The organism is Methylobacterium sp. AC315 (genome assembly GCF_979253755.1).
In genome coordinates this window covers 270,811-296,792 of sequence record NZ_CEEDEA010000003.1, presented here as the reverse complement: position 1 = coordinate 296,792, position 25,982 = coordinate 270,811, and the positions used below count along the sequence as shown (strand labels likewise).

22 protein-coding genes are annotated in these 25,982 nt (G+C 69.1%); 14 read left to right on the top strand and 8 right to left on the bottom strand.

All coding sequences use genetic code 11. From position 1 onward, the window contains the following. Nucleotides 1-98 precede the first annotated feature (98 nt). The 5 genes from AC0IY0_RS06600 (at nt 99) to AC0IY0_RS06580 (ending at nt 4,913) form a co-directional block, all read left to right on the top strand. Entirely contained in the window at nt 99-1,112 is a 1,014-nt protein-coding gene (locus AC0IY0_RS06600) for a 2-keto-3-deoxygluconate permease (RefSeq protein ID WP_147907093.1), read from the top strand. A 1-nt stretch (nt 1,113) separates the two neighbouring features. Beyond that, nucleotides 1,114-2,358 (top strand): four-carbon acid sugar kinase family protein, encoded by a 1,245-nt coding sequence (locus tag AC0IY0_RS06595; protein ID WP_419829342.1) that lies wholly within the window; start codon nt 1,114-1,116, stop codon nt 2,356-2,358. Next, the gene (gene pdxA / locus AC0IY0_RS06590) at nt 2,355-3,356 is read left to right on the top strand and encodes a 4-hydroxythreonine-4-phosphate dehydrogenase PdxA (RefSeq protein ID WP_471763357.1); all 1,002 of its coding nucleotides are present in this window, start codon (nt 2,355-2,357) and stop codon (nt 3,354-3,356) included. Before AC0IY0_RS06595 ends, pdxA begins: the two co-directional genes overlap by 4 nt. A 60-nt stretch (nt 3,357-3,416) precedes the next feature. Next, complete coding sequence (locus AC0IY0_RS06585) at nt 3,417-4,175, top strand: DeoR/GlpR family DNA-binding transcription regulator (RefSeq protein ID WP_147907090.1); 759 nt, start codon at nt 3,417-3,419, stop codon at nt 4,173-4,175. 102 nt (nt 4,176-4,277) lie between these two features. Beyond that, a complete protein-coding gene (locus AC0IY0_RS06580; protein ID WP_461230846.1) occupies nt 4,278-4,913 on the top strand; it encodes a class I SAM-dependent methyltransferase in 636 nt (211 codons plus the stop codon). A gap of 40 nt (nt 4,914-4,953) precedes the next feature. Here AC0IY0_RS06580 and AC0IY0_RS06575 read toward each other — a convergent pair whose 3' ends face one another. Genes AC0IY0_RS06575 through AC0IY0_RS06560 form a run of 4 tightly spaced genes read right to left on the bottom strand, consistent with a single transcriptional unit; the run spans nt 4,954 to nt 8,406 of the window. Beyond that, entirely contained in the window at nt 4,954-6,243 is a 1,290-nt protein-coding gene (locus tag AC0IY0_RS06575; RefSeq protein ID WP_471763356.1) for an NAD(P)/FAD-dependent oxidoreductase, read from the bottom strand. A gap of 8 nt (nt 6,244-6,251) precedes the next feature. After that, on the bottom strand, nt 6,252-6,983 hold the full coding sequence (locus tag AC0IY0_RS06570; protein WP_147907087.1) for an amino acid ABC transporter ATP-binding protein: 732 nt from the start codon (nt 6,981-6,983) through the stop codon (nt 6,252-6,254). Then, entirely contained in the window at nt 6,980-7,633 is a 654-nt protein-coding gene (locus tag AC0IY0_RS06565; RefSeq protein ID WP_471763355.1) for an amino acid ABC transporter permease, read from the bottom strand. The genes AC0IY0_RS06570 and AC0IY0_RS06565 overlap by 4 nt, the downstream gene beginning before the upstream one ends. Before the next feature lie 5 nt (nt 7,634-7,638). Beyond that, nucleotides 7,639-8,406, bottom strand: a complete 768-nt coding sequence (locus AC0IY0_RS06560; protein WP_471763354.1) for an ABC transporter substrate-binding protein — start codon at nt 8,404-8,406, stop codon at nt 7,639-7,641. Between the two features lie 173 nt (nt 8,407-8,579). Here AC0IY0_RS06560 and AC0IY0_RS06555 point away from each other — a divergent pair, with 173 nt between their 5' ends. The 7 genes from AC0IY0_RS06555 to AC0IY0_RS06525 all read left to right on the top strand — a co-directional run bounded on the left by AC0IY0_RS06555 (nt 8,580) and on the right by AC0IY0_RS06525 (nt 17,206). Next, nucleotides 8,580-9,173, top strand: coding sequence for a cupin domain-containing protein (locus AC0IY0_RS06555; RefSeq protein WP_147907129.1), 594 nt, complete (start codon nt 8,580-8,582; stop codon nt 9,171-9,173). A 175-nt stretch (nt 9,174-9,348) separates the two neighbouring features. After that, nucleotides 9,349-10,563 (top strand): ABC transporter substrate-binding protein, encoded by a 1,215-nt coding sequence (locus AC0IY0_RS06550; RefSeq protein WP_147938860.1) that lies wholly within the window; start codon nt 9,349-9,351, stop codon nt 10,561-10,563. Between the two features lie 115 nt (nt 10,564-10,678). After that, nucleotides 10,679-11,437, top strand: coding sequence for an SDR family oxidoreductase (locus tag AC0IY0_RS06545; protein ID WP_471763353.1), 759 nt, complete (start codon nt 10,679-10,681; stop codon nt 11,435-11,437). Nucleotides 11,438-11,557: 120 nt separating this feature from the next. Continuing rightward, complete coding sequence (locus tag AC0IY0_RS06540; protein ID WP_471763352.1) at nt 11,558-13,150, top strand: gamma-glutamyltransferase family protein; 1,593 nt, start codon at nt 11,558-11,560, stop codon at nt 13,148-13,150. Between the two features lie 117 nt (nt 13,151-13,267). Further along, nucleotides 13,268-14,542: an MFS transporter gene (locus AC0IY0_RS06535; RefSeq protein WP_246692207.1), complete on the top strand. Its 1,275-nt coding sequence runs from the start codon at nt 13,268-13,270 to the stop codon at nt 14,540-14,542. A 580-nt stretch (nt 14,543-15,122) separates the two neighbouring features. Further along, nucleotides 15,123-15,416 carry a DUF2218 domain-containing protein gene (locus AC0IY0_RS06530; protein ID WP_039902563.1) on the top strand — a complete coding sequence of 98 codons (294 nt, stop codon included), beginning with the start codon at nt 15,123-15,125 and terminating at the stop codon, nt 15,414-15,416. 197 nt (nt 15,417-15,613) lie between these two features. After that, complete coding sequence (locus tag AC0IY0_RS06525; protein ID WP_147907080.1) at nt 15,614-17,206, top strand: ABC transporter substrate-binding protein; 1,593 nt, start codon at nt 15,614-15,616, stop codon at nt 17,204-17,206. A 4-nt stretch (nt 17,207-17,210) separates the two neighbouring features. On the opposite strand, the gene putA is transcribed toward AC0IY0_RS06525, so the two are convergent. Then, on the bottom strand, nt 17,211-20,897 hold the full coding sequence (gene putA, locus AC0IY0_RS06520; RefSeq protein WP_471763351.1) for a trifunctional transcriptional regulator/proline dehydrogenase/L-glutamate gamma-semialdehyde dehydrogenase: 3,687 nt from the start codon (nt 20,895-20,897) through the stop codon (nt 17,211-17,213). A 211-nt stretch (nt 20,898-21,108) separates the two neighbouring features. Between putA and AC0IY0_RS06515 the strand changes: the two genes are divergently transcribed. Next, nucleotides 21,109-22,155 carry a saccharopine dehydrogenase family protein gene (locus AC0IY0_RS06515; RefSeq protein ID WP_471763350.1) on the top strand — a complete coding sequence of 349 codons (1,047 nt, stop codon included), beginning with the start codon at nt 21,109-21,111 and terminating at the stop codon, nt 22,153-22,155. A gap of 108 nt (nt 22,156-22,263) precedes the next feature. Here the strand turns inward: AC0IY0_RS06515 and AC0IY0_RS06510 are convergent, their stop codons facing one another. Together AC0IY0_RS06510 and AC0IY0_RS06505 are read right to left on the bottom strand one after the other, a co-directional pair. Next, nucleotides 22,264-23,787, bottom strand: a complete 1,524-nt coding sequence (locus tag AC0IY0_RS06510; RefSeq protein WP_471763464.1) for a UxaA family hydrolase — start codon at nt 23,785-23,787, stop codon at nt 22,264-22,266. 137 nt (nt 23,788-23,924) lie between these two features. Next, nucleotides 23,925-24,641 (bottom strand): DUF1194 domain-containing protein, encoded by a 717-nt coding sequence (locus AC0IY0_RS06505; RefSeq protein ID WP_471763349.1) that lies wholly within the window; start codon nt 24,639-24,641, stop codon nt 23,925-23,927. Between the two features lie 327 nt (nt 24,642-24,968). On the opposite strand from AC0IY0_RS06505, the gene AC0IY0_RS06500 reads away from it, so the two are divergent. After that, entirely contained in the window at nt 24,969-25,193 is a 225-nt protein-coding gene (locus tag AC0IY0_RS06500; protein WP_147907076.1) for a hypothetical protein, read from the top strand. A gap of 9 nt (nt 25,194-25,202) precedes the next feature. Here AC0IY0_RS06500 and AC0IY0_RS06495 read toward each other — a convergent pair whose 3' ends face one another. Next, nucleotides 25,203-25,976: a DUF1223 domain-containing protein gene (locus AC0IY0_RS06495; protein WP_147907075.1), complete on the bottom strand. Its 774-nt coding sequence runs from the start codon at nt 25,974-25,976 to the stop codon at nt 25,203-25,205. Nucleotides 25,977-25,982: the final 6 nt, after the last annotated feature.

The following is a 25,982-nucleotide window of genomic DNA, read 5'->3' as shown; positions in this document are numbered from 1 at the left end:
ACGATTTGCGCGGAATGCGCAATTTGTTCGCCATGCGTGGTGGGTTTTGCCGCCCGTTATACAAAAATTCGCGCGCATTACGCAGGGAGGAAACGAGCATGCAGATCCCGATCAAGCGGGCGATCGAGCGTGTCCCGGGCGGCATGATGGTCGTGCCCCTTCTCACCGGCGCATTGATCGCGACGTTCTTCCCAGGAACGCCGAAGTATTTTGGCTCTTTCACGGGGGCGCTGTTCTCGGGTGCTCTGACGATCCTGGCCGTCTTCTATGTCTGCATGGGTGCGAGCATCGATTTTCGCGCCACCCCTTACATCGTCAAGAAAGGTGGCACCCTGCTCGTCGTGAAGATCGGGATCGCCTTGATCCTGGGGCTGATCTTCGGACGGGTTCTCGGTGAGGCGCCGGTTGCCGCCGGAATGTTCGCGGGGCTGTCCACCCTGGCCATCGTCGCAAGCATGAACGACACGAATGGCGGTCTCTACATGGCGCTGATGGGCCAATACGGGCGCCCGCGCGATGTCGGGGCCTACACGGTCATGTCGCTCGAGAGCGGCCCCTTTCTGACGATGGTGACGCTGGGCGTCGCCGGCCTCTCGGCGTTTCCCTGGCAAACGCTGGTCGGCGCGGTTCTCCCGCTCCTCGTCGGCATGATCATCGGGAACCTCGACCGAGAGATGCGCGCGTTCCTGAGCCGCGCGATTCCGGTGATGATCCCGTTCTTCGCCTTCGCCCTCGGGGCGGGCCTCGATCTGACCAAGGTGTGGCAAGCCGGCCTGCTGGGCTTGGCGATGGGGGTCGCGGTCGTGGTTCTCACCGGGATCCCGCTGTTCCTCGCCGATCGCCTGACAGGCGGCACGGGCGTGGCGGGCGTTGCCGCCGCGTCGACGGCCGGCAATGCCGCAGCCGTGCCGGCGATCGTGGCCGCGGCCAATCCGGCCTACACGGATGCCGCCGGTCCCGCGACGATCCTCGTCGCCGCCTGCGTCGTCGTCACGGCGATCCTGGTCCCGATCGTCACGGCCTGGACCGCGCGGGTCGTCGGCCGTGGAGAGGACGAGACGGAGGCGCTCGATGGAGAGCCCGTTGGTCCCGTGCCGGTCAGCCGTGCCTGAGATGAGCGCGCGCTGGCTCATCCTCGCCGACGATCTGACGGGCGCCGCCGACTGCGCGATCGCGTTCCGACGGCGTGGGAGCGCGGCTGCGGTGATCTGGGGCGATGCGGCTCCGGACGATCGAGTTCCGATCCTGTCGTACGATGCGGACAGCCGCGGTCTGTCCGCGCAGGCCGCAGCCGGGCGCCATGCCGCCCTGTTGCAGCGGCTGCACAGCGCGGATCGACGCCTGTTCAAGAAGATCGATTCGACGATGCGGGGGCAGCCCGCCGCCGAGAGCGCTGCAACGCTGGCGCATCTGCGTAACTGGTCCGGTCAACCGGCCTTCGGCGTGCTGGCACCGGCTTTCCCCGCGACGGGCCGGACCACGGTGGACGGCCGGATGCGGGTCGGCGGCCGTCCGTTGGAAGAGGCGGAGGTCTGGCGGCGCGATCATACCTACGCCAGTGCCGACCTCGGCGCGATGCTGGCGACTGCCGGGACACGGGCCAGGACGATCACCCTGCCGACGGTGCGCAGCGGCTGTCTTGCCGAAGTGCTGGCGGAGGCTGCCGCCGGTCCTGACGAAATCGTCGTCTGCGATGCCGAGACCGACGACGATCTGCACCGTATCGCCGAGGCTGGCCTGGCAGCGACGCCGTCGGCCTGCTTCATCGGCAGTGCCGGGCTGGCGCACGCACTTGCGGCCGCCGGGCCGAAGGCTGCGCGCGAGCCGGTCCGGATCAGGCCGGACAGGCGCGGCACGCTCCTCGTCGTCGGTTCACTCGCCGAAGTCTCGCGCGCCGGCGCCAAGCGTCTCGTTGCCGACGGTGCCGTGGCGCATCTGCCGGTCTCCCCGGAGACATTGCTGGCCTCCGAAGGCCAGGGGCATCTGACGGCGGAGCTCGCGGAGCGGCTGACGGCTGGTCAGGATGTCCTGGTCGAGATCCTGATCGGCGCCGACCCCGACATGAGTCTCGGGCCCCGGCTCGCGCACGGGCTCGCAGACGCACTCGCGCCGATCGCGGAGCAGATCGGGGCGCTGGCGGCCACGGGCGGCGAGACCGCGGCGGCGCTGTTGACGCGCTTCGATATCCACGGAATCCAGCTGGCCGACGAGATCGAGCCGGGCGTCTCGCTCGGCGTCACGCTGGGCCGGCTTTCGATCCCTATCGCCACGAAAGCCGGGGCGTTCGGCGATGCCGATAGCCTCACGCGCATTCGTGACCGCCTGCGCAGAGCGCGAATTGAAGGAAGCCTGACATGACCCGTCCGACCATCGCCATCACCATGGGCGATCCCGCCGGCATCGGGCCGGAGATCATCATGAAGGCGCTGGCGCATCCGGAGGTCCACGCGATCTGCCGTCCGCTGGTGGTCGGCGATGCCGGGCGCCTTCGGCAGGCCGGACGCATCGTCGGAGCCACGATCGGGGTCGACGCGCTCGCCGATGCCGGCGACGCGGCGTTCGACACCGACGCGGTCCAGTGCATCGATCTGAAATGCGTGCCCGACGACCTACCGTTCGGAAAGCTGTCCCCGATCGCCGGCGAGACCGCCTATTGCTGCATCGCGGCGGCGGTGGAGATCGTCCAGGCGGGTCAGGCGCAGGGGATCTGCACAGCGCCCCTGTCGAAGGAAGCGCTGCACGCGGCGGGTCACAAGTTTCCCGGCCACACCGAGATGCTGGCCCATCTCACCGGGACGCCGGAAGTCTCGATGATGCTGGTCTCCCCCAAGCTGCGAGTGATCCACGTCACGACCCATATCGGCCTGATCGACGCGATCGCGCGAATCGAGCCGGGACTCGTCGAGCGCGTCATTGCCCGCGGGCACGCGGTGCTGGTGAAGGCCGGCATCGCCGAGCCGAAGATCGGCGTCTGCGCCATCAATCCGCATGCGGGCGAGAACGGTCTGTTCGGTCATGGCGAGGAGGCGGAGAAGATCACGCCGGCGGTCGAGGCCTGTCGCGCCAAGGGCTGGGACGTTCGTGGCCCCCTGCCGGCCGACACCCTGTTCTTCCTAGCCGGTCGGGGCGATTATGACATGGTGGTCGCCATGTATCACGATCAGGGTCATGGCCCGATCAAGGTCTTGGGTCTCGAGGCCGGGGTGAACATCACGGTCGGGCTTCCGGTGATCCGCACCTCGGTCGACCACGGGACGGCCTTCGACATCGCCGGGACGGGTGTCGCGGATGAGCGCAGCCTCATCGAAGCCCTACGGCAGGCGGTCGAGCTGGCGCCGAAACCATCCGCGGCTTGACAGGATCGCCGGGACGGATGGAAGCGCCTCCTGTCGCGGGCAGGTAGGAAGAGCAGGGCTATGCGCGGTACGGAACGCCGGGCGCGGCTGCTGGAGGCGCTGGGGCTCGGTGAGATCGATGTGGACGATCTCGCCCGACGGTTCGGCGTCTCAGCCTCGACCGTCCGGCGCGATCTGCAGCACCTCTCCGACACCAAGGCGGTGCGACGGACCTACGGCGGCGCAATCCTGGCCGGGGCCATGCCCGAGACCACGCTCGACCAGAGGTCGGCGATCAACGGCCCCGAGAAGCAAGCGATCGCCCGGGCGGCGCTCGCACTCATCGCGGATGGCGAGACCCTCATCCTCGATGCCGGCTCGACGGTCACGGCCTTCGGGCGCCTCCTGCTCGATCGACGGCTGCGCATCATCACGAACAATCTGGCGCTGCTGCCCTGCCTGGCGCAGGCGCCCGGAATCGATCTCGTCGTCCTCGGCGGCAGCCTGAGAGCCACGAGCATGAGCACCGTCGGCCCTCTCGCCGTCGAAGCCCTGCAGAGGATGACCGCGGATCGAACGGTGATGAGTGCGGACGGCGTGGTCGCTGGACGCGGCCTGTGCGAGGCGAGCCTCGATCAGGTCGCGCTCAAATCCGTGATGATCGCGCAGGCGCGCGAGACGATCGTGCTGGCCAACGCTGGCAAGCTCGGGCGCGCGGAGCAGATGGCCTGGGCTCCGCTCCCACGGCGCTGGACTTTGGTCACCGACGCGACAGTTCCACCGGACCAGCGGCGGCACCTCGCGGACGCAGGCGCCTCCATCATCGTCGCCGGCACCTGATCGACGCGGCGCCGTTGGCGGACGCGATCAAGCGGCGGGACGGTCGTATCACAGCGCGCGGTGTACGATCCCGGTGCTGCGGCCGACAAAGGTGGACCGATCATGACCCAGGACCTGCCGGAGCTGCCGCCGGAGGCATTCGCCAAGCCCGACCACCATCCCGATCCGCTGTTCTACGCGCAGCCGCGGCTGGTCACCCACATCGACGCGGCCGCGATCGCCGCCGTGACCGACCTCTACCGCGCGGTCGTGCCTGCGGGCGGCATCGTCCTCGACCTGATGTCGAGCTGGATCAGCCACCTGCCGGACGAGGTCGCCTACGAAAGCGTCATCGGCCACGGCATGAACGCGGCGGAGCTGGCCGCCAACCCGCGCCTGGCCCGGTACTTCGTGCAGGACCTCAACGCCGAGCCGCGCCTACCGCTCGACACGGCGAGCGTTGACGCGGCTTTGATGTGCGTCTCGGTGCAGTACCTACAACGCCCCGTGGCTGTCCTGTCCGAGGTCGCCCGCATCCTGCGCCCCGGCGCACCGGTGATCATCAGTTTCTCGAACCGCTGCTTCCCGACCAAGGCGGTTGCGATCTGGAGCGCGCTCGACGGCGAGGGGCACGCGCAGCTGGTCAACCTATACCTGCAGCGCGCGGGCTTCGCGCGCGTCGAGACCCGCATCCTGAAGCGCGCGGCAGGCTCGGGCGACCCGCTGACGGCGGTCATCGGATGGACAGGGCCGGCCTGACAGCCCGTCCGGACCGGCAGGGTGAATCCGAGCGTCCGCGTCAGCGGATGCCGCCGTCGCTGAGCCGGTACCAGGCGATGATGGCCGAGACGTACAGGCGGTGGAACGCGTGCAGCGGCAGCGGTGCGACCGGTGTCAGCGGCAGTGGCAGACGGTCCGGATCCCCGGTCACGACGTAATCGGCGATCAACCGGCCCATAGTGGATTGAAGGCCGACACCGCGCCCCTGGCAGCCGATGTCGATGAGGAGCCCGGGCGCGGGCTCGTGGAGATGCGGTAGGTAATCCTGCGTGATCGCCACCCGGCCGCACCAGCGATGGTCGAACGCGATCCCGTCGAGATGCGGGAACAGCTTGCCGACAATGCGCTCGAGATGAGCCCAGTCGCGGGCACTGCGCGGTTCGCGGAACGGCCCACGGCCGCCCATCAGCAGGCGGCCGGTATGGTCGAGGCGGAAATACAGCAGGAGCTTGCGCGTGTCCGAGGAGACTTGCCCCTCGGGCAGGATCGAGCGGCGGAGGTTGTCCGAGAGCGGCTTCGTGGCAACCTGGAAGGAATTCGCCGCGATCACGGTCTGCGCGAGCCCGGGCCAAAGCCCGCCCGTGTAGCCGTTGGTGCACAGGACGACCCGCTCGGTCGAGAGCCGCGCGCCTTGAGCGGTCGTAACGGTCCAGGTCGATCCGCTGCGGGCCAAGCCGGTGACGGGGCTGCCTCCGTGGATGGCGGCGCCGGCCTTCAATGCAGCGCGAGCGAGACCGCGGGCGTAGCTCAGCGGCTGGACCGCACCGCCACGGCCGTCGAGCCAGCCGCCCAGGTATCGCTCCGTTCCGAGGAGCCGCGCGGTCTCGGACTTGTCGAGGACCCGGGTCGGCGCACCGAGCCCGGCCCATTGCTCCGCCCGGCGCGCGACCTCGACGAGCCCGGCCGCGGTATGCGCGCCCTGGATCCAGCCGGCGCGTTGGTGCGGCACGTCCATCGTGTGTCGGGCGATCAGGTCGAAGACCGTGTCGGCGGTGCTTCCCGCAAAGCGCGCGAGCCGCTCGCCGCGCTCGTGCCCGAACTTGGCCACGAGGTCGGCGGGATCATATTTCAGGCCCGGGATCACCTGGCCGCCGTTGCGCCCGGACCCGCCGAAGCCGACTTCGCGAGCCTCCAGCACGACCGGTCGGATCCCGCGCTCGGCGAGGTGCAGGGCGGTCGAGAGGCCGCAGAAGCCGCCGCCGACGATCACCACATCGGCGTGCCCGGATTCGGACAGGGGCGGCGTCTCGGGTCCCGGTGGTGCGGTGGTGGCCCAGAGCGACGGAGCGAGGGGAAACGGTTCGGCCACGGTAATCCCTAGAGCGGATGCAGCACGCGCTGCAGGAAGTCTTGGGTGCGCGGGTGTTGCGGGCGATTGAGGATCTCGGCGGCCGGCCCCTGCTCGACCAAGCGACCGCCGTCGAGGAACAGCACGCGATCGGCGACTTCCCGGGCGAACCCGATCTCGTGGGTCACGACGATCATGGTCATGCCCTCGTCCGCCAGCCCGCGCATCACCCGCAGGACATCGCCGACCAGCTCCGGATCGAGGGCCGATGTCGGCTCGTCGAACAGGATCGCCTCGGGACGCATGGCCAGGGCCCGCGCGATGGCGACGCGCTGCTGCTGGCCGCCGGACAGCGCGTCGGGCCGGGCGTGCTCCTTGCCGGCGAGGCCGACCCGGGCGAGCAGCGCCCGAGCGCGCTCTTCGACCTCGGCGCGGGGCTCCCGCTTCACGTGGATGGGCCCCTCGACGACGTTCTCCAGCGCGGTGCGGTTGGCGAACAGGTTGAAGCGCTGGAACACCATGGACACGCGGGTCCGCACCGCTTGGATGCTCCGCTTGTCCCGGTCGACGCGCTGGCCGTCGACCCGGATCTCGCCGCCGTCATAGGCTTCGAGCCCGTTGATGCAGCGCAGCAGCGTCGACTTGCCGGAACCCGACGGTCCGATGATGCAGACCACCTCGCCCTTGGTGACCTCGGCCGAGACGCCCTTGATCACTTCCAGCGAGCCGTAATGCTTGTGCACATCCTGGAGGACGATCACCGGTGGCGCCCCTTCGCTTCGAGATGACGCACCAGGAGGATCAGCGGCAGGCTCAGCGCCAAGTACATCAGCGCCACCATGGTGTAGACGCTGGTATTCTTGAACGTGGAGGAGGCGATGAGCTTGCCCTGGAGGGCGAGTTCCGCGACCGTGATGGTCGAGGCTTGCGACGAATCCTTGAGCATCATGATCATGATGTTGCCGTAGGGCGGCAGCGCGATCTTGACCGCCTGGGGCAGGATCACCCGACGCATGGTCATCCACCAGCCCATACCGATCGACAGGGCAGCCTCGACCTGCCCGCGGTCCACCGCCTCGATACCGGCCCGGAAGTTCTCGGCCTGATAGGCAGAATAGGCGATTCCGAGCCCGATGATCGCTGCCTGCACCGCCGTGAGCGACAGGCCGAAATCCGGCAGCACGAAGTAGATGTAGAAAAGCTGCACGATGATCGGGATGCCGCGCAGGATGTTGATCATCACCGCGCTGAACCCCGCCAGCACAGCGATGCCGGAGACCCGCAGCACCGCCCAGAACAGGCCGAGGACGGTCGAGACGATAAGGGAAGCCAGGGTGATCAGAACCGTAAGCTGCACGCCCTGGAACAGGATCGGCAGATAATCCTGCGCGTCGGCCAGGAACTCGCGCATGAAGCTCAGGACCGGTCGGCCGAGGGCGGCAGACCCCACTTCGTCAGGATCTTCTCAAGGGTCCCGTCGGCCTTCAGCTTGGCGAGCGCGGCGTCGATCTTGGCGAGCAGGGCGGTGTCGGCCTTGCGCACGCTGATGCCCACCGAGGCCACGACGGTCGGCTTGAGGGTCTCGACCAGCCGGACGCCGGGAAACATCCCCTGCTTGACGTAGTAGGCCAGGATTGGAGCGTCGGCGAAGCCGGCCTTCAGCCGCCCGGAATTCACGTCTCGGATGATGTCCGGGATCGCGTCGTAGATCTTCACCTCGGCGAACAGGCCCGACTTCTTTAACGGATCGACGAAGGCGGTGCCGACCTGGGCGCCGACGGTCTCACCCTTCAGGTCGGCGAAGGACGTGTAGTCCTTGGTGTCGGCCTTCGGGACGATCAATCCCTCGCCGTAGCTGTAGACCGGGGCCGAGAAAGACACGATCTCCTTGCGCTGGGGCGTGATGAACATCGCCGCCGAAATGATGTCGATCTTCGAGGCGGTGAGCGCCGGGATCAGGGTCGAGAATTGTAGGGGCTCGACTGCGACGGCGAAGCCGGCCTCCTTGCCGACCGCGTTCACGAGATCCACCATGACCCCCTGGATCGTGTTGGTCTTGGTGTCGAGGAAGGTGAACGGCAAGCCGGTCGGCGTGGCGCCGACCCTCAGGGGCGGCTCGGCCCTGGCCGGGCCGGCGATCAGGAGGGCGAGGCTCAAGCCCAGGCTTGGAAGCAGGCGTCTCATGGCGCGGATCCTCGACACTGGCATAGCGCAGCTCTGCGCTATCGCTCGTCTGTTTTCATATTCGTGAAGATTACCGCACGGTTCGCGGCTCGACGCAAGATGATTTCACGTGCATGAAGATGGCACGGATTCTCCAGGATGACGCTGCGGTGAGCAGGCCCAAAGTCGAACCGATGGCGGCCGATCCCGTGGACCGGGCCGTGGGCCAGCGGCTGCGCGCCCTGCGCCAGGAGCGACGGCTGTCCCTGGAGAAGGTCGCGGCCAGCACCGGGCTCTCGATCGGCTTCATCAGCCAGGTAGAGCGCGGCCTGTCCTCGCCGTCCCTGCGCGTCCTGGCCCTGCTCGCCGACACGCTCCAGACCGGGATCGGCGGCCTGTTCGAGACGACCGCCCCGGAGAAGGACCCCGACCCGATCGTGGTGTTCGAGCGGGACCGGGCGGAACTCAAGCTCTGGCGCGCCGGGATCACCAAGCAGCTGCTGACGCCCGCGGGCAGGACGCCGAGCCTCAGCCTGTTCCACATGGTGCTCGAGCCGAAGGCCAGCACGGGCGACGAGCTGTTCAGCCACGATGGCGAGGAGGCCGGACTTGTGCTCGAGGGGCGCCTGACCCTCGTGGTGGAAGCCCGGACGCTGGACCTCGCCGCCGGCGACAGCTTCCGCTTCGCCAGCCATCGGCCGCACCGGTTCGGCAATCCGGACGGCCGGACGCGTGCCGTCGTCCTGTGGGTCAACGCCTTGGGGGCGGATCGGACACCGGATCCGTGAAGGGCCGCAGTGCACGCGCGCGCGGACAAGCGCAGCCGTCCGGGCCGCGATGCGCGCCGGCGGAACGAGACTTCGGCTCGGTGTCTCGCAGACCATGGCGATCGGTCTTGACGCTGAGTTGTAGCCCGTGCCCTCGTAACACTCACAAAGAGAAGCATTCCACGGGAGGTCCACCATGGCGCTGATCCGCAGCTGCGTCCTCTCGGCCGCGATCGCCTGCGGCGCGATGGCCGGGGCAGCCGCGGCGGAGCCAATCACCGTGAAGGTGGGTGTCCTGAACGATATGTCGGGGGTCTACTCCGATACGGGAGGCCAGGGGTCAGTGGTCGCCGCGCGGCTCGCGATCGAGGATTTCGCCAAGACCGACGCCGACGTGCGTGTCGATCTCGTCTCCGCCGACCACCAGAACAAGCCGGATGTCGGCGCCGCCATCGCGCGGCAATGGTACGATCGCGATGGGGTCGACGCGATCTTCGACGTGCCGACGTCCTCGGTGGCCTTGGCGGTCAGCCAGGTCACGCGCGAAAAGAACCGGATCTTCATCGATTCCGGCGCCGGGACCACGGATCTGACCGGCAAGGCCTGCTCGCCCAATACGATCCAGTGGACCTACGACACCTATGCCCTCGCGCACGGCACGGCCGGCGCGATGCTCAAGCGCGGGGGCGAGTCCTGGTACTTCCTCACCGCCGACTACGCGTTCGGGATCTCGCTCCAGAACGAGGCCTCCGCGGTCGTCCAGAAGGGCGGGGGCCGCGTGCTCGGTGCCGCCAAGGTGCCGTTCCCGGCCACGGACTTCTCGTCGTTCCTGCTTCAGGCGCAGGCGTCGGGGGCGAAGGTGGTCGGGCTCGCCAACGCCGGCGGCGACACGATCAACGCCGTCAAGCAGGCCCACGAGTTCGGTCTGACGGAGAGCGGTCAGACCCTGGCGGCATTGCTCGTCTACGCCGTGGACGTGCATTCGCTCGGCCTGCAGACGGCCCGCGGACTGGTGCTGACCGAGTCCTTCTACTGGGATCTCAACCCCGGCACGCGCGCCTTCTCCGAGCGTTTCGCGCCGCGCCACAACGGCGCCATGCCGACGATGAATCAGGCGGGCGTCTATGCCGGCCTCCTGCACTACCTGAAGGCCGTCGCGGCGACGAAGTCGAAGGATCCGCAGACGACCATGGCCTGGATGAAGGCCAACCCCACCGACGATCCGCTGTTCGGCAAGGGCTCGATCCGGGTCGATGGCCGCAAGTTGCACCCGATGTACCTGTTCGAGGTGAAGGCGCCCGCCGAATCGAAGGGCGAATGGGACCTGTACAAGCTCCTCGACACCATCCCGGCCGAGCAGGCGTTCCGCCCCCTCGCCGACGGGGGGTGTCCCCTGGCCGCCGCGCAATAGGCTCGGCGCATGAGCTTCCGGGAGCCGGGGATCGGCAACCGGTAGACCCTGGGACGCCGTCCGGCGCAGGCCCGGCCGCGGCCCTCAACGAAGGACGTTCGGGAGATCGCTCGTCATGCTGCGCGATATCAGAGGACAGGTCGCCTGGGTGACGGGAGCCGGGTCCGGCATCGGACAGGCCGCCGCGGTGGCGCTCGCCGAGGCAGGGATGCGGCTGGCCCTTACGGGGCGCCGGGCGGACGCCCTGGAGCAGACTGCGGAACTGGTCCGCGACGCGGGTGGCGAGGCCCTGATAGCGCCCGCCGACATGGGCCGCGCAGACGACGTCGAACGCGCCTGGGCGGCGGTCCACGCGGCCTATCAAGGCTGCGACATCCTGGTGAACTCCGCCGGGCTCAACGTGCCGAACCGGTCCTGGAGCGAGATCTCGCACGCCGACATCGACGCGGTGATCGGCGTGGATCTCAACGGCCCCTTCTACGCATCCCGGGCCGTGCTTCCGACGATGCGCGCCCAGAAGGGCGGCCTGATCATTCAGGTCTCGTCATGGGCCGGCCGTTACGTGTCCAAGCTGACGGGTCCGGCCTACTCGGCGGCCAAGCACGGGCTGGTCGCGCTCTCCGAGAGCCTGAACCAGGAGGAATGCGGACATGGCATCCGCTCCTGCTGCATCTGCCCCGGTGAGGTGGCGACGCCCATCCTGGACAAGCGTCCCGTTCCGGTCACGGCGGACGACAAGGCGCGCATGCTGCAATCGGAGGATCTCGCCGAGACGATCCTGTTCGTGGCCCGCCTCCCGGCGACCGTCTGCGTCAACGAGATCCTGATCAGCCCGACATGGAATCGCGGCTATCTCGAGGGGATCAAGCTCTGAGCGGGGAAGACCGCGCCCGGTCGTCGGGATATTGGATTCCGCTGCTCGACCCGGCCCTCTTGAAGGGCACGAGGCTTGCTGAGATTGGTTCTGGCAGCCGGGGACGTCCACGAGGCCGATATGCAGTACCGACACGATGCGCTCTACGCCTCCCGGCGCTCGCCCGTCTTCGCGCGCAATCTCGTCGCCACGTCGCAGCCGCTCGCCACGCAGGCCGGGTTGCGGATGCTGCAACAGGGCGGCAACGCCCTCGACGCGGCGCTGGCGGCGGCCATCGCGCTCACGGTGGTCGAGCCCACCGGCAACGGCATCGGGTCGGACGCCTTCTGCATCCTCTGGCACGACGGCAAGCTCCACGGGCTCAATGCGTCCGGCCGCTCGCCGGCTGGTTGGACGCCTGAACGCTACGCCGGGCACACGGCGTTTCCGCATCGCGGCTGGGACACCGTCACGGTCCCGGGCGCAGTCTCGGCTTGGGTCGAGCTATCGCGGCGCTTCGGCCAGCTGCCGTTCGAGCGCCTGTTCGAGCCGGCCATCGATTACGCCGAGGCGGGCTTCCTCGTCTCGCCGGTCATCGCCGAGCTCTGGCGGCGCGGCGCGGCGGAACTGAAGAACCAGCCCGGCTTTGCGGCCACCTTCATGCCGGACGGGCGCACGCCGGCCGCCGGTGAGCTTTTCCGGTCGCCCGGCCACGCGCGCACGCTCCGGTCGATCGCCGAGACGCGCGGCGACAGCTTCTACCGGGGCGCGTTGGCGCACCGGATCGCGGATTTCGCCCGCGCGCACGGGGCGGCGCTCGACGAGGGCGACCTTGCCGAGCACAGCGCGGATTGGTGCGGCACCATCCATCAGGATTTCGGCGGCGTGAGCCTGCACGAGATCCCGCCGAACGGTCAGGGCATCGCGGCGCTGATGGCCCTCGGTATCCTCCGGGCGGCCGGCCTCGAAGATCTGCCGGTCGACGGCGCGGACGCGCTCCACCTCCAGATCGAGGCCATGAAGCTCGCCTTCGCGGACGTCTACGCCTACGCGGCCGACCTTCGGCACATGACCAAGGTCACCCACGACCATCTGCTGGACCCGGGCTACCTGGCGTCGCGGGCGGCGCTGATCGACCGTCGGCGCGCGCAGGTGTTCGGGCATGGAGCGCCGAACGAGGGCGGGACCGTGTGCCTCGCCACCGGCGATGCGGGCGGCATGATGGTCTCCTACATCCAGTCGAATTATTCGGGCTTCGGGTCCGGCGTGGTGGTCCCGGAGACGGGCATCAGCCTGCAGAACCGTGGATACGGCTTCACCCTGGCCGAGGGCCATCCCAACCAGGTCGGGCCGAGCAAGCGTCCGTTCAACACGATCATCCCAGGCTTCGTGATGCGGAACGGCGCGCCGTTGATGGCGTTCGGCTTCATGGGCGGGCCGATCCAGGCGCAGGGCCACGTGCAGATTGTGGTGCGAACCCAGGTGTGGGGGCAGGATCCGCAGACGGCGGTGGACGCGCCCCGCTGGCGCCACGTCGCCGGCCTGCAGGTGGCGGTCGAGACCACGTTCCCGGCCTCGACGCTGGGCGACCTGGAGGCGCGCGGCCACGAACTCGTCCGAGAGCCGCCGGATTCCGCCTTCGGGTTCGGGGGCGCGCAGCTCGTGCGCCGGATCGAGGGCGGCTACGTCGGCGGCTCCGATCCCCGCAAGGACGGCCATGCCGGCGGATTCTAGAGCCTCGCCCGGCGACGTCTGAAAACCCCGCTGCGACGCGCGCTGAAGCGGCGCCCGTCACGGCGCGCGCCTCATCCAACCGAGATCGAGCAGCATATGTTGTCACCGGACGCGGCCGTGAGCGCAACACCCGTCCGCGGTACATCGCAAATGTACAAGGCGGTGATTGCATCCTCGATCGGAAACGCTCTCGAGTTCTACGATCTGACGCTGTACCTGTACTTCGCCGTCACGATCTCGAAGTTGTTCTTCCCGACCAGCAACCCGACCACGTCGCTGCTGATCGCCCTCGGCAGTTTCGGCATCTCGTACCTGATGCGCCCGCTCGGGGCGATCGTACTCGGCCTCTATGCGGACAGAGCCGGCCGCAAACCCGCTTTGATGCTGTCGATCATGCTGATGATGGTCGGGACCTTCATGATGGTCGTGATGCCGTCCTACGAATCGATCGGCATCCTGGCCTCGGTCGGCGTGCTGGTGGCACGGCTGATCCAGGGTTTCTCGGTCGGTGGCGAATTCGGCGCGTCGACCGCCTTCATGGTCGAGCACGGGCCGACGCGAAAAGGCTTCTTCGCGAGCTTCCAGTTCGCCAGCCAGGGTCTGGCGAGCGTTCTGGCGGCCTTGTCCGGGGTCATCCTGAGCGCCACGCTGAGCCCGGACCAGATCGCCGCGTGGGGCTGGCGCCTGCCGTTCGCGTTCGGGCTGCTGATCGGTCCCGTGGGCCTCTACATCCGTCGTAACATCGCGGAGACGCCCGAATTCGAGGCCTCGGCCGAGACGGGCGACGCGCGCTCACCCGTACGCGACCTGTTCGGACAGCAATGGCTGAACATGCTGCTGGCGACGGGGCTCGTGGCGACCTCCACGGCGCTGAACTACATGATCAGCTACACGCCCACCTACGCCGTCAAGCAACTCGGCCTGCCATCCTGGATCGGCTTCCTGGCGTCGTTCGTGGGCGCCGTCATGCTGATGACAGTCGCACCGCTGGTGGGGCACTGGTCGGACACGGTCGGCCGGACACCGATCATGCGGATCGTGGTGATCGCGGTGTTCGTGCTGATGTTTCCCGCCTTCGCGCTGCTGATCAGCTATCCGGTGCTGCTCGTCATCGTGCCGGTGCTCGCCCTGATCGGCGGCCTGAAGGCGAGCTACAGCGCGGCCCTGCCGGCGCTCATGGCCGAGATCTTCCCGACACGCACCCGCAGCACGGGCATGAACATCAGCTACAACGTGGGCGTGACGGTCTTCGGCGGCTTCGCACCGTTCTGGATCGAGAGCCTGATCGCGGTCACACACACGCCGCTCGCGCCCAGCTTCTTCCTGATGTTCGCGGCCGGAATCAGCCTCACGTGCCTGGTGCTGGTCCGTCGGAAATTTGGATTGCGATGATCTGGGTTTTCTCGGTCTGACGTTGGCATCGGCTGCCGCGTCCAATTGAGCCGAGGCGTGCCCTACGGAGCCTGATCCGGGGGTGAGGCAGCTGTCCGGCCGTGATCCAGGCGCATGAGGACAGAACCGTCAGGGGTTTGCAGGGGCAGATACCGCAGGACCGGCCCAGGACATCCTCTGCTATACCGTCGTTGCCACGCCTCGATCGCACTTCCGATCTCGGCTGACGATGGGACACCGTTCGAGTTCGGCCAACGTCGCGCAAGCGGTCCCGATGGCGAAGTCGCTCGCAGGCGGACTTCGCCTCAACACTCCGATCGGCGCGATTGAATTTGTGCGGCGCGCCATAATTCGGCACGTCGAGGGGTGCAGGACAGCCACGCGGCGCCGCGTTCGGCGGTCGCCGTGCCGGCCGTTAAACGACTGCTAACGCATCGAGCCGACCCTTCAGGCAGCGATCGGGGGCAGCCTCGTGAGCCCGGGCATAGTCCTTGCTCAGGATGTGTTCATCTCGCATGTGCGAGATATCGCGACGCTCCGTCCACCGATGACCGCGTTCACTTTTCTGGAGACCCACGGAATGCCGACCTCTCAGGCCCGCGTGCAGACCGCCGAGGCAAGCCGCTACCTGCAGCAGCTGTGCCGGCACTGGAGCCACAAGTTCAAAGTCGAGGCGACGCCCGAGCACGGCACCGTGCCGTTCGGCGAGGACCGCGTCTGCACCTTCGACGCCGAACCCGATGCCCTGGTGATGCGCATCGACAGCGCCGACCCGGTCAACCTCACCCGGCTCGAGAACGTGGTCGCTGATCACCTTGCCCGCTTCGCCTTCCGCGAGAGCCTCGGCGATATCCGCTGGTCCCGCGCCGCCTGAGCTGTCGCCGACGTTGCCGGGGCGCGAATCCTGAGGACGCGCGAGCGGTCGCGTTCCGATATGGGCCGTCTGGCTTCAGACCGGGACGGCTGTCTCAATCCTGACCGGTAAGGGTCCGGCTGCTGGCGTAGGCTTTGCAACCGGGAAGCGCTGCGCGGATCCGCGTCGGCAACCCTGGATCGGAGCGGGACGACGGTATGAAGCGACGCACTCTGCTGCGAGGCGCTGGCGCCTTGATGGCCGGAGCCATGGCACGCCCTGCCCTGGTCCGGGCGGCCTCAGCCACGACACTCCGCTTCGTGCCTTACGCAGACCTCGCTCTGCTCGATCCGATCATCACCACGAATTACGTCACACGCACGCACGCGTTGATGGTGTTCGACACGCTGTACAGCCTGGATGCGTCCTACCGCGCGCAGCCGCAGATGGTCGGGAGCCAGGACGTATCGCCGGACGGTTTGACCTGGCGGCTGACCCTGCGCGACGGCCTACGCTTCCACGACGGCACCCCGGTTCTCGCCCGCGACGTGGTGGCGAGCCTCAAGCGCTGGTCCGGGCGCGATGCCTTCGGGGGCGCGCTGTTTTCCACCGTCGACGAACTCTCGGCCCCGTCCGACACCGTTGTGCAGTTCCGGCTCAAGAAGCCGTTCCCGCTTCTCCCGGACGCCCTGGCAAAGCCGACCTCCTACCTGCCGGTGATCATGCCGGAACGGCTGAGCGCGACGCCGGCCACGCAAGCCGTGGCGGAGATCGTCGGCAGCGGGCCCTATCGCTACGTCGCGACCGAGCGCGTACCGGGCTCCCTCAACGTCTACCGCCGGTTCGAGGCTTACCGGCCCCGCGAGGACGGCACGCCGAGCTTCACCGCCGGCCCCCGGATCGCGCATTTCGACCGGATCGAATGGCGTACGATCCCCGATGGCGCCACCGCGGCCGGCGCCCTGCGTTCGGGCGAGATCGATTGGTGGGAGCAGCCGCTGGTCGACCTCGTGCCCGATCTGCTGCGCCAGCGGGACGTGCGCGTCGAACTGGTGGAGACGACCGGCCTGATCGGGCAGATCCGCCTCAACCATACCCTGCCGCCCTTCGACAATCCCGCGATCAGCCGGGCGCTCCTGTCGGCCGTCGATCAGAACGAGATGATGGACGCGGTCGCAGGCAGCGATCCGTCGATCCGGCGCGGTCCCGCGGGCATCTTCACCCCCGGCGGCCCGATGGCTTCGGAGGCTGGGATGTCGGTGTTCACCGGTCCGCGCGACCTCGCAGGCGCCAAGCGGGCGCTGGCGGCGGCCGGCTACAACGGCGAGCGGGTCGTGCTGCTGGCGGGCACCGACGTGCCGCGGATCAACGCGGTCTGCGAGGTGATGGCCGACCTCTGCCGTAAGCTCGGGATGAACCTCGACGTCGTCTCCACCGACTGGGGCACGGTGAATCAGCGGATCCTCAATGCGAAGCCGCTCGACCAGGGCGGTTGGTCGATGTTCGGCATCTTCTCCGGTGGGCTCGACATGATCTCGCCGGCCTACCACTTGGCGGCCCGCGGCAACGGCCGGGCCGGCGTCCCGAGTTGGCTGACGGATGCGCCCCTGGAGGAGATGCGCGCCGCGTGGTTCGCAGCCCCGGATGTCGGCGCCCAGAAGGCCTTGGCGGCGACCATCCAGGCCCGGGCCCTGGAGGTCGGCGCCTACATTCCGTGCGGCCAGTATTTCCAGCCCACCGCCTACCGGCGCGACCTGGACGGTATGCTCACTGGTTTGCCGCTGTTCTGGAACCTGCGCCGGTCGGCCTGATCGATTAGCCGATCGCCAGAAGGCTGGCATTGCCACCGGCGGCCGTGGTGTTGATCGCGGTCGAGCGCTCCTCGATCAAGCCAGGGAGCGCATACAGGTCGCCTGCCGCAAGCGCGTCGATTGCGCGGGCCTGAACCTGAAGGATCGGACCGGGACCTTGGGCGATGGCGCGGTTCAGCGCCTGCAAACCCTCGGGTCCGCCTTCGTACAGCACCGCCCGGACCTCGCCGGCCTGCCTGAGATCCGCCGCGCGTTCGACCCGGGCCGCGAGTTCGGCCGGTAGCTCGGCCAAGATCGCGAAGATCCTGTCCGGACTCAGCACCACGGCGCGGTTGCCGGTGGCGATGATCGCACCGAGTTGAAGGATCAGGCCGCGCTCGGTCTCGGCGATCGCCGCGACGCGCCCGCGTGGGCGCAACGCGTAGAGATTGCGCTCCCCGACCGGCCCGGCGAGCGCAATCTCCTCGCCCTGGATCGGAGGCAACGCTGCAACGGTGTCGGCGAGCGGGCCGAACCCACGGACTCGCAGCCACGCCGCGTAGCGTCGGCCCAGATCGCTTGAGCCCTCAAGACCATCGAGCGCGGAAGCCGGCGGCCGCTTCAGCAAGCGGCCGAGATAAAGCGGACCGCCGGCCTTGGGCCCGGTACCGGACAACCCGGACCCGCCGAAGGGCTGGACGCCGACCACCGCGCCGATGACGTTGCGGTTGACGTAGCGGTTGCCGGCCCCGACGCGGTCGAGAATCCGGTCGGCGGTCTCGTCGATGCGGGTCTGGAGGCCGAACGTCAGGCCGTAACCGGTGGCGTCGATCTCGTCCAACAGGCGGCCGAGATCGTGGCGCGCGTACCGCAGGACATGCAGGACCGGCCCGAACACCTCATGCTCGACATCCGCGACGCGGGTGATCTCGATGAGCGTGGGCGGAACGAAGGTGCCGTTCGCCGTCTCGGCCGGCAGCGAAACCTGGTGGATGGCGAAGCCGCGTCCCCGCATCGTCTCGACATGCTTGTTCAGGCGTTCGGCCGCCGCCTGGGTAATGACAGGGCCGACATCGACTGCGAGCCGGCGGGGATCGCCGACGACCAGCTCGCGCATGGCGCTCCGCAGCATGTCCACGGTACGGTCCGCGATCTCCTCCTGAAGGCACAGGATACGCAGGGCCGAGCAGCGCTGGCCGGCGGAATCAAACGCCGAAGCGATGACGTCGGCGACCACCTGCTCGGCCAGGGCGGAGGAATCGACCACCATGGCGTTCTGACCGCCCGTCTCCGCGACGAGCGGGATCGGCTCGCCGTCGCAGCCCAGGCGCTCGGCGAGACGTCCCTGGATCGTCTTTGCGATGCCGGTCGAGCCGGTGAACATCACGCCCTGCACGCGGGCGTCGCCGACCAGGGCCGCCCCGACGTCGCCGGCCCCCGGAAGGATCTGCAGGGCATCCTCCGGGATGCCGGCGCCGTGCAGCAAGCGGATCGCCTCCCAGGCCGTGAGCGGCGTCTCCGCGGCGGGCTTGGCCAGGACCGGGTTGCCGGCCGCCAGGGCGGCGGCGACCTGCCCGACGAAGATCGCCAGCGGGAAGTTCCAGTGGGCGATGCAGACGACCGGACCGAGCGGGGCGTGCGGGCCGGTGAGAGTCCGCTCGGCCTCGGCCGCGTAGTAGCGCAGGAAATCCACGGCCTCGCGGATCTCCGCGACGGCGTTGGCGGAGGATTTGCCGGCCTCGCGCACGATCAGCCCGATCAGCACCGGCATCCGTGCCTCGAAGGCGTCGGCCGCGGTGCGCAGACGCGCGGAGCGCGTCTCGGTCTCCACCGCCGCCCAGGTCTCGGCTGCCGCCTCCGCCCGGGCGAGCGCCGCCTCGATGGCGGGGACCGACGCGGCGCGGACTGTCCCGACCACGTCCCGATGGTCGGCGGGGTTGTGCAAGGGCGTATCGGCTGAGGCCGGATCGGCCCCCGACGGCACGGCGCGCCAGGGCGTCCTCCCGCTTTCCGCCAGCGCCGCAGCGAGTCGGCCCAGGACGGCCTCGTCGGCCAGGTCGAGGCCCGCGGCATTGGCACGGCTGAGTCCGTAGAGATCGCGTGGCAGGGCGATCCGCTCGTGCGGTGCGCCCGGGACCGGCATCGCCGCGACGGCGGCGACGGGATCGGCGATCAGCGCGTCCACCGGCACGGACACGTCGCCGACCCGGTTCACGAAGGAGCTGTTGGCGCCGTTCTCGAGGAGCCGCCGCACGAGATAGGCCAGCAGGGTCTCGTGGGTGCCCACCGGCGCGTAGATCCGGCACGGCCTGTCGAGGTCGGCCCCGCCGACCACCGCTTCGTAGAGCGGCTCCCCCATGCCGTGCAGGCACTGGAATTCGTATCGCCCGAGGCGGAAATCGGGGCCCGCCATCTCGACGATGCTGGCCAGCGTCTGTGCGTTGTGGGTGGCGAATTGTGGAAAGATCGCCTCGGGTGCGGCGAGGAGCTTTCGCGCGCAAGCGAGGTAGGACACGTCCGTGTGCAGCTTGCGGGTGAAGACCGGGAAGTCCGCGAGCCCCTCCACCTGCGCGCGCTTGATCTCGCTGTCCCAGTACGCGCCCTTTACCAGACGAACCATCAGCCGCCGCCGGCTGCGCCGGGCCAGGTCGATCAGCACATCGATCGCGAATGGGCAGCGCTTGCCGTAGGCCTGTACGACGAAGCCCAGCCCATCCCATCCGGCGAGACCCGGGTCGAAGACCAGCGTCTCGAGGATGTCGAGGGACAGGTCGAGGCGATCGGCCTCCTCGGCGTCGATGTTGAGACCGATCTCGTAGCGCTTGGCGAGACGGGCGAGGTCCCGGATGCGGGGCGCCAGTTCCGCCATCACGCGCCCGCGCTGGGATCTCGTGTATCGGGGATGAAGCGCCGACAGCTTGATCGAGATGCCCGGCCCCAAGAGGACGCCGCGCCCGGCAGACGCATCCCCGATCGCTCGAATCGCCTCCTGGTAGGCGCTCAGATAACGGTCCGCGTCCTCGGCGGTGAGGGCAGCCTCGCCGAGCATGTCGTAGGAGTAGGTGAACCCCCTCGCCTCCATCCGGGCGGCGTTGCGCAGGGCCTCTCCGATGTCGCGCCCGGTGACGAACTGCTCGCCCATCAGCCGCATGGCGAGATCGACCGCCTTGCGGATCAGCGGTTCACCGCCGCGCGCGATCAGGCGGGTCAGCGTCGCCGACAGCCCGGATTCACTGCGTGTCGCCGTGAGCCGGCCGGTCACCAGCAGGCCCCAGGTCGCGGCGTTCACGTAGGGCGACGGGCTGTGGCCGAGATGCGCGGCCCAGTCGCCACCGGCGATCTTGTCCCGGATCAGCGCATCGCGGGTGGCGGCGTCGGGAATGCGCAGCAGCGCTTCGGCGAGACACATCAACGCCACGCCCTCCTGACTGGAGAGCGCGTATTCGTGGATCAGGCCTTCGACGCCGCCGCGGCGGGTTTTGCGACGCAGCCCTTCCACCAGACGCCGGGCCATGTTGGCGACGCGCCCGGCCGCGTCGGGCGGCAAGCGGGCGAGATCGAGGAGCGGCGCCACGCAATCCGGCTCGGGGCGCCGACACGCCGCGACCATCGCGGCCCGGAGTGGCGACAGGGAGACCACGTCGTCCGCGAAGGCCGTGAACGGGTCGTCCGTCGGGACGGCGGGACGGTGCAGAACGCCTGATTCTGGCATGTTCGCTTCCTCGGGCTGAAAAGACTCACCGCCTGCGTGCACCAGGCTACGTCTCCAGGGCATCGTCCCGAAAGGTGGCTGCCGACGCGGATCGGGTGCCGCTCAGCGCACGGGTCTCGCGCACCTGCCAGGATCGCCATGTGACCGGCCGCCATGTGACGGACGGCCGTACGCAGTCCCCTCCTGCTCGGGCCATGATAGAGGGACGGTCATGACCGCGATCCTGATCTACGGAGCCACCGGCTACACCGGGACGCTCCTGGCCGAACATGCCCGTGTGCAGGGCCTTCGCCCGATTTTGGCCGGCCGCGATCCGGACAAGCTGCGACCGCTGGCCGACCGGCTCGGGCTCGACTGGAGGGCGGCCCCCCTCGATGCCCCGGGACGGCTGCGGGACGCGCTCGCCGGCGTCGCCGCGGTGATCCACGCCGCCGGACCCTTCTCCAGGACGGCCCGCCCCATGGCCGAGGCGTGCCTGGCCGCAAGGACGCACTACGTCGACATCACCGGCGAGATCGACGTGCTGGAGTCGCTCGCCGCCCGGGACGCCGATGCGCAGGCGGCCGGCATCGTGCTGCTGCCCGCCGCCGGCTTCGACGTTGTGCCGAGCGATTGCTTGGCCGCCCACGTGGCCGGCCGGCTGCCCGGCGCCACGAACCTGCGGATCTCCATCGGCGGTTTCGGGGGCTTCAGCCGCGGGACGGCCCGCACCATGGTCGAGGGCATCGCCTGGGGCACGCGGGTGCGGCGCGACGGCCGCATCGTCGAGTTGCCAAGCCCGCCCCGCGGGAGCGCCGATTTCGGCCGCGGACCTCGGCGCACGGTGGGGCTCGGCTGGGGCGACGTGTCGAGCGCTTGGTACTCGACGCGGGTCCCCAACATCGAGGTGTTTTTTGAGGCGCTCCCCGCCATGTCTGCCGCAGCGGGCCTGCCTGCTGGCTTCCGGCGGATCATCGCCGGCGGCACGGTGCAGCGCCTCATCAATCGCGGCATCGACCGCCTGCCGGAGGGCCCGTCGGCGGCCGCGCGGGCGACGGCGCGCAGCACGTTCCTGGCCGAGGCCTGGGATGAGAACGGCAGGCGCGCGGCAAGCCGGATGGAGACCCCCGAGGGGTATACGCTCACCGTCCTGACAGCGCTGGAAGTCGCCCGGCGCGTGGCGGCGGGTGGGATCCCGGCCGGGTTCCACACGCCGGTCACCGCCTTCGGGGCGGATTTCATCCTGGGTTTTCCAAACGTCGTGCGGATGGATCTCTGATTTCGCATCCGGGCGTGTCGTTCGAACAGCGCGATCTCCGGAGGGCCCATTCTCCGAAGTGGCTCCGCTACGCTCGCAACGGCAATTGAGACTTCGATCGCCGTCAAATCAGACGGTTGCGCCGAGCTGCCAGGGGGCGAATTCCGACGATCCGAAGTCGAACTGCTCGCTCTTCGTCCGCTCGCCGCTGGCGACCCGAAGGATCAGCTCGAAGATCCGTTGGCCGGCCTGCTCGACGCTTTCCTCGCCGTCGAGGATCGTGCCGCAATTGACGTCCATGTCCTCCTCGAGCCGCTGGTGCATGGCCGAGTTCGTGGCGATCTTGATCGACGGGGACGGCTTGCAGCCGAACACGCTGCCGCGCCCGGTGGTGAAGCACACGAGGTTCGCCCCGCCGGCCACCTGCCCGGTCGCGGAGACCGGATCGTAGCCGGGGGTGTCCATGAACACGAAGCCTTTGGCGATGACTGGATCGGCGTAGCGGACCACGTCGACCAGGTTGGTGCTGCCAGCCTTGGCCATGGCACCCAGCGACTTTTCCAGGATCGTGGTCAGGCCGCCGGCCTTGTTGCCGGGGGACGGGTTGGCGTCGATCTCCGAGCCCTCCCGGCGGGTGTACTCTTCCCACCAGCGCATCAGATCGACGAGCTTCTGGCCAACCTCCGGGGACACAGCGCGCCGGGTGAACAGGTGTTCGGCCCCGTAGGTCTCGGTGGTCTCCGACAGGATCACGGTGCCGCCGTTCTCGACCACGCGGTCGCTGGCGATCCCGAGCGCCGGGTTGGCGGAAACGCCGGAATAGCCGTCCGAGCCACCGCATTGCAGGGCGACGATCAGCTCGCTCGCCGGCACGGTCTCCCGCTGCACCACGTTCGCCTCGGCCAGGATGCCCGTGACGAACGCGATGCCGGCCTCGACGGTCTTGCGCGTGCCGCCGAGCGTCTGGATGTTCATGCTGCGGATCCGGTCGCCCAGGCCCTGCTCCTCCAGGAAGGCGCCGATCTGGTTCACCTCGCAGCCGAGCCCGATCATCACGATGTGCGAGAAGTTGACGTGGCGGGCATAGCCCGCGAGCGTCCGGCGCAGGAGCCGCAGCGGCTCACCCATGGCCATGCCGCAGCCGGTCTTATGGGTCAGCGCGACGACGCCGTCGACATTCGGGTAAGCGGCCAGCGGATCGAGGCCGAGGATCGGGTGGCGCCGGAACGCGTCCGCGATCAGGTCGGCGACATGCGCGCTGCAATTCACCGAGGTCAGGATGCCGACATAGTTGCGCGTCGCCACCCGCCCGTCCGGGCGGCGGATGCCCTGGAAGGTCGCGGGTGGCGCGACCAGCCGGGTCGGGCGCGCATCGACCCCGAACGCGTAGTCGCGAGCGAACTCGCCCATGCCGAGATTGTGCACGTGGACGTGCCGGCCGGCCGCGATGTCGTCCTTGGCGAAGCCGATGATCTGTCCGTACTTGGTCACAGCCTCGCCCGAGCGGTGGGGACGGACCGCGACCTTGTGGCCGGGCAGGATCCGCTCGACGGCCATCACGCCCGGGGCGACCGGCGTGCCCGGCTCGATCGCAGTCCTGGCGACCGCGACGCCGTCGTCCGGCCGCAGGGTGATGACGGGATAGGCGGACAGCCTGTCGGCCGTGACCAGCATCGGACTTCCTCCCTGAGTCGCGCCTCGCCGGGCGCGTTCACGGGAAACCTAGCGCCCCTGCACGCAGGGCGCGAGAACCGCGGGTGACGCGGGAGCCCGGATGTCGTCGGCTGGTATCAGGAGATCTCGCGCACCAGCTTGGCGATGAGCGCCCGGCCGAATGCCTCGAAGCTCTGCGCCGTCATGACGAACGCTCCTTCCCCGCCGATCACGGTCTCCCGGTAGTAGGCGGCCAGCCCGTCTGGGGGATTGGTGTGCTCTTTCAAATACCCCGGCATCACGGTGGGATCGGTGAGGATGACGATGCCGTTGACCGTGGTGCCCAGCGCCACGGCGGCATCCCGGGCTTCGGCGATCGCGCGGCCGGAATTGCTGGTGCCGTCCCCGGAGATGTCGATCACCGTCCGCTCGGCGCGGTAGGGCGAGCTATCGATGAGCATGGACGCGAAACCGATCGCCGACCCGATGGCGGTCCGGCCGTAGAAGGGGCGCGATGCTCCGGCCAGCCGCGCGGCGAAGGTGGCGGCATCGGCGGCCGAAGCGATGGTCATCCAGTCGACCGCGACCTGCTGCTCACCGGGCCCCGCCCAATCGAACAGCGCCACAGCGATGCGCCCGCGCTTCCCCTCGGCGATCGCCTGCAGGACGCGCCGGTCGCCGAAGGCTTCGGCATAGCCCCGTCGCTCCAACTCGAAGCGCGACGCGCTGATGCTCAGCGAGACATCGACCGCGAGCACCAGGAGAACATCGACCCCGGTCTCCGCGGCGGTGGCCCGCCGCGCCGTCAGCGACAGCGTGGCGAGCATCCCGGAGAGCAGATGGCGTCGCCGCATGGCCGAAAACCCGGTGATGGGCGTCCGCACGGTCCGGCGGACCACCTCGGGCGTGCAACGAGCCTGCCGCCGGGCTGGTTCGGTGCCACCGGCACCGCATATGCGACACCGGCGCCCGGCTTCCAAGCGATAGGAGCGGCGGCGCCTCTCCGTAGTCGAAGCGGCGGGCTCATCGGCGATGCTGGCTCCGACCGCATTGCGGGAAGGTTCCGTTGCCCCGGGCGCGGGCGACGCCGCCTTCGGTCGCATCGGGCACCGGGCTGTCCGCTCTATCTCCGCGTGGTGAGGTGCATCAGGCGCCGAAACCGGGAAAGCTCGAAACCGACAATGCGTATCTTCAAGTGGATCGGCCGCGTCACGAGGGCTGTCGTGGTCGGCGGGGTGACGGGCACCGTCGCTTTGACCAGTCGGCTCCTCGACGGGACCATCGAGCTGGTCGGCCGGTCCTCCGAGCGCCTGGATGCGAAGCTCGGCGCCCTGGCGCACGCCTCGGAAGAACGCCGTCGCCAGCAGGGCCGCCGCCCGATCGATCCGATCACCCTGCAGAAGTAGACCGTAGCCCTACAGGCCCGGGCCCTTGGCGGCGCCGAGGATACGGCCCGGGCGGCCTTCGGCGGCGCTCTGTACCAGAACGACCCAGCTGTCGGCCTCGGCGATCTCCGCCATGGTGCACGGGACATCGAACCGCGTCGGCTGGCCGGCCCAGGTGCCGAGACGCTGCATGCCGCGCACGACGTTGACATAGGTGGCCGTCCGGCCGCCGTTCTCCCCGCCCTGAATTGCGATGGCGCGGCTGCGCAGCACGGGCACGAGCCAGACGTCGCCGCGGGTGTCGGTCCTGGTGTCCGGCGCGGCGCCGACCTCGACGGTGATCCGGTCGCCATGCATCTCGCCGCGGACCGGGATCGGCAGCCCGCCGTGCTGCGTCGCCTCGCGCATCAAGCGTTCGAGGGCCGCTCGATCCGATCCGACCGCGAAGCCGCTGCCGTCGACCACGATCTGCGGCGTGAAGACCTGCCGGGCGCCGCGAGCCCTGGCGTAGGCGCGCTGACGTTCGGTCAGAGGCCGCATCGCCAGGGTGTCTTTCCAGCCGAGATAATCCCAGTAGGTCACCGGCAGGGTCAGCGCGACCACGCCGGGCTGGCGTGCCAGGTCGCGGATCACGGGGTCGGCACTCCGGCAGGCGCCACAGCCCTGGCTGGTGAACAGCTCCACGACGGCGCGGACCGGCTCCGCCCGCGCCTGCGCCGAAGCCGAGACCGCGCACAGCAGCGCGGCAGCGCACAGCGCGCGGCTTTCGCCGGTCCTGGTACGGGCGCGGTGCCGATGCGTCATCGATCC

Coding starts and splice junctions, on each gene's coding strand:
- AC0IY0_RS06600 (WP_147907093.1), top strand. CDS start 99: ATGCAGATCCCGATCAAGCGGGCGATCGAGCGTGTCCCGGGCGGCATG.
- AC0IY0_RS06595 (WP_419829342.1), top strand. CDS start 1,114: ATGAGCGCGCGCTGGCTCATCCTCGCCGACGATCTGACGGGCGCCGCC.
- pdxA (WP_471763357.1), top strand. CDS start 2,355: ATGACCCGTCCGACCATCGCCATCACCATGGGCGATCCCGCCGGCATC.
- AC0IY0_RS06585 (WP_147907090.1), top strand. CDS start 3,417: ATGCGCGGTACGGAACGCCGGGCGCGGCTGCTGGAGGCGCTGGGGCTC.
- AC0IY0_RS06580 (WP_461230846.1), top strand. CDS start 4,278: ATGACCCAGGACCTGCCGGAGCTGCCGCCGGAGGCATTCGCCAAGCCC.
- AC0IY0_RS06565 (WP_471763355.1), bottom strand. CDS start 7,633: ATGCGCGAGTTCCTGGCCGACGCGCAGGATTATCTGCCGATCCTGTTC.
- AC0IY0_RS06560 (WP_471763354.1), bottom strand. CDS start 8,406: ATGAGACGCCTGCTTCCAAGCCTGGGCTTGAGCCTCGCCCTCCTGATC.
- AC0IY0_RS06555 (WP_147907129.1), top strand. CDS start 8,580: ATGGCGGCCGATCCCGTGGACCGGGCCGTGGGCCAGCGGCTGCGCGCC.
- AC0IY0_RS06550 (WP_147938860.1), top strand. CDS start 9,349: ATGGCGCTGATCCGCAGCTGCGTCCTCTCGGCCGCGATCGCCTGCGGC.
- AC0IY0_RS06545 (WP_471763353.1), top strand. CDS start 10,679: ATGCTGCGCGATATCAGAGGACAGGTCGCCTGGGTGACGGGAGCCGGG.
- AC0IY0_RS06540 (WP_471763352.1), top strand. CDS start 11,558: ATGCAGTACCGACACGATGCGCTCTACGCCTCCCGGCGCTCGCCCGTC.
- AC0IY0_RS06530 (WP_039902563.1), top strand. CDS start 15,123: ATGCCGACCTCTCAGGCCCGCGTGCAGACCGCCGAGGCAAGCCGCTAC.
- AC0IY0_RS06525 (WP_147907080.1), top strand. CDS start 15,614: ATGAAGCGACGCACTCTGCTGCGAGGCGCTGGCGCCTTGATGGCCGGA.
- putA (WP_471763351.1), bottom strand. CDS start 20,897: ATGCCAGAATCAGGCGTTCTGCACCGTCCCGCCGTCCCGACGGACGAC.
- AC0IY0_RS06515 (WP_471763350.1), top strand. CDS start 21,109: ATGACCGCGATCCTGATCTACGGAGCCACCGGCTACACCGGGACGCTC.
- AC0IY0_RS06505 (WP_471763349.1), bottom strand. CDS start 24,641: ATGCGGCGACGCCATCTGCTCTCCGGGATGCTCGCCACGCTGTCGCTG.
- AC0IY0_RS06500 (WP_147907076.1), top strand. CDS start 24,969: ATGCGTATCTTCAAGTGGATCGGCCGCGTCACGAGGGCTGTCGTGGTC.
- AC0IY0_RS06495 (WP_147907075.1), bottom strand. CDS start 25,976: ATGACGCATCGGCACCGCGCCCGTACCAGGACCGGCGAAAGCCGCGCG.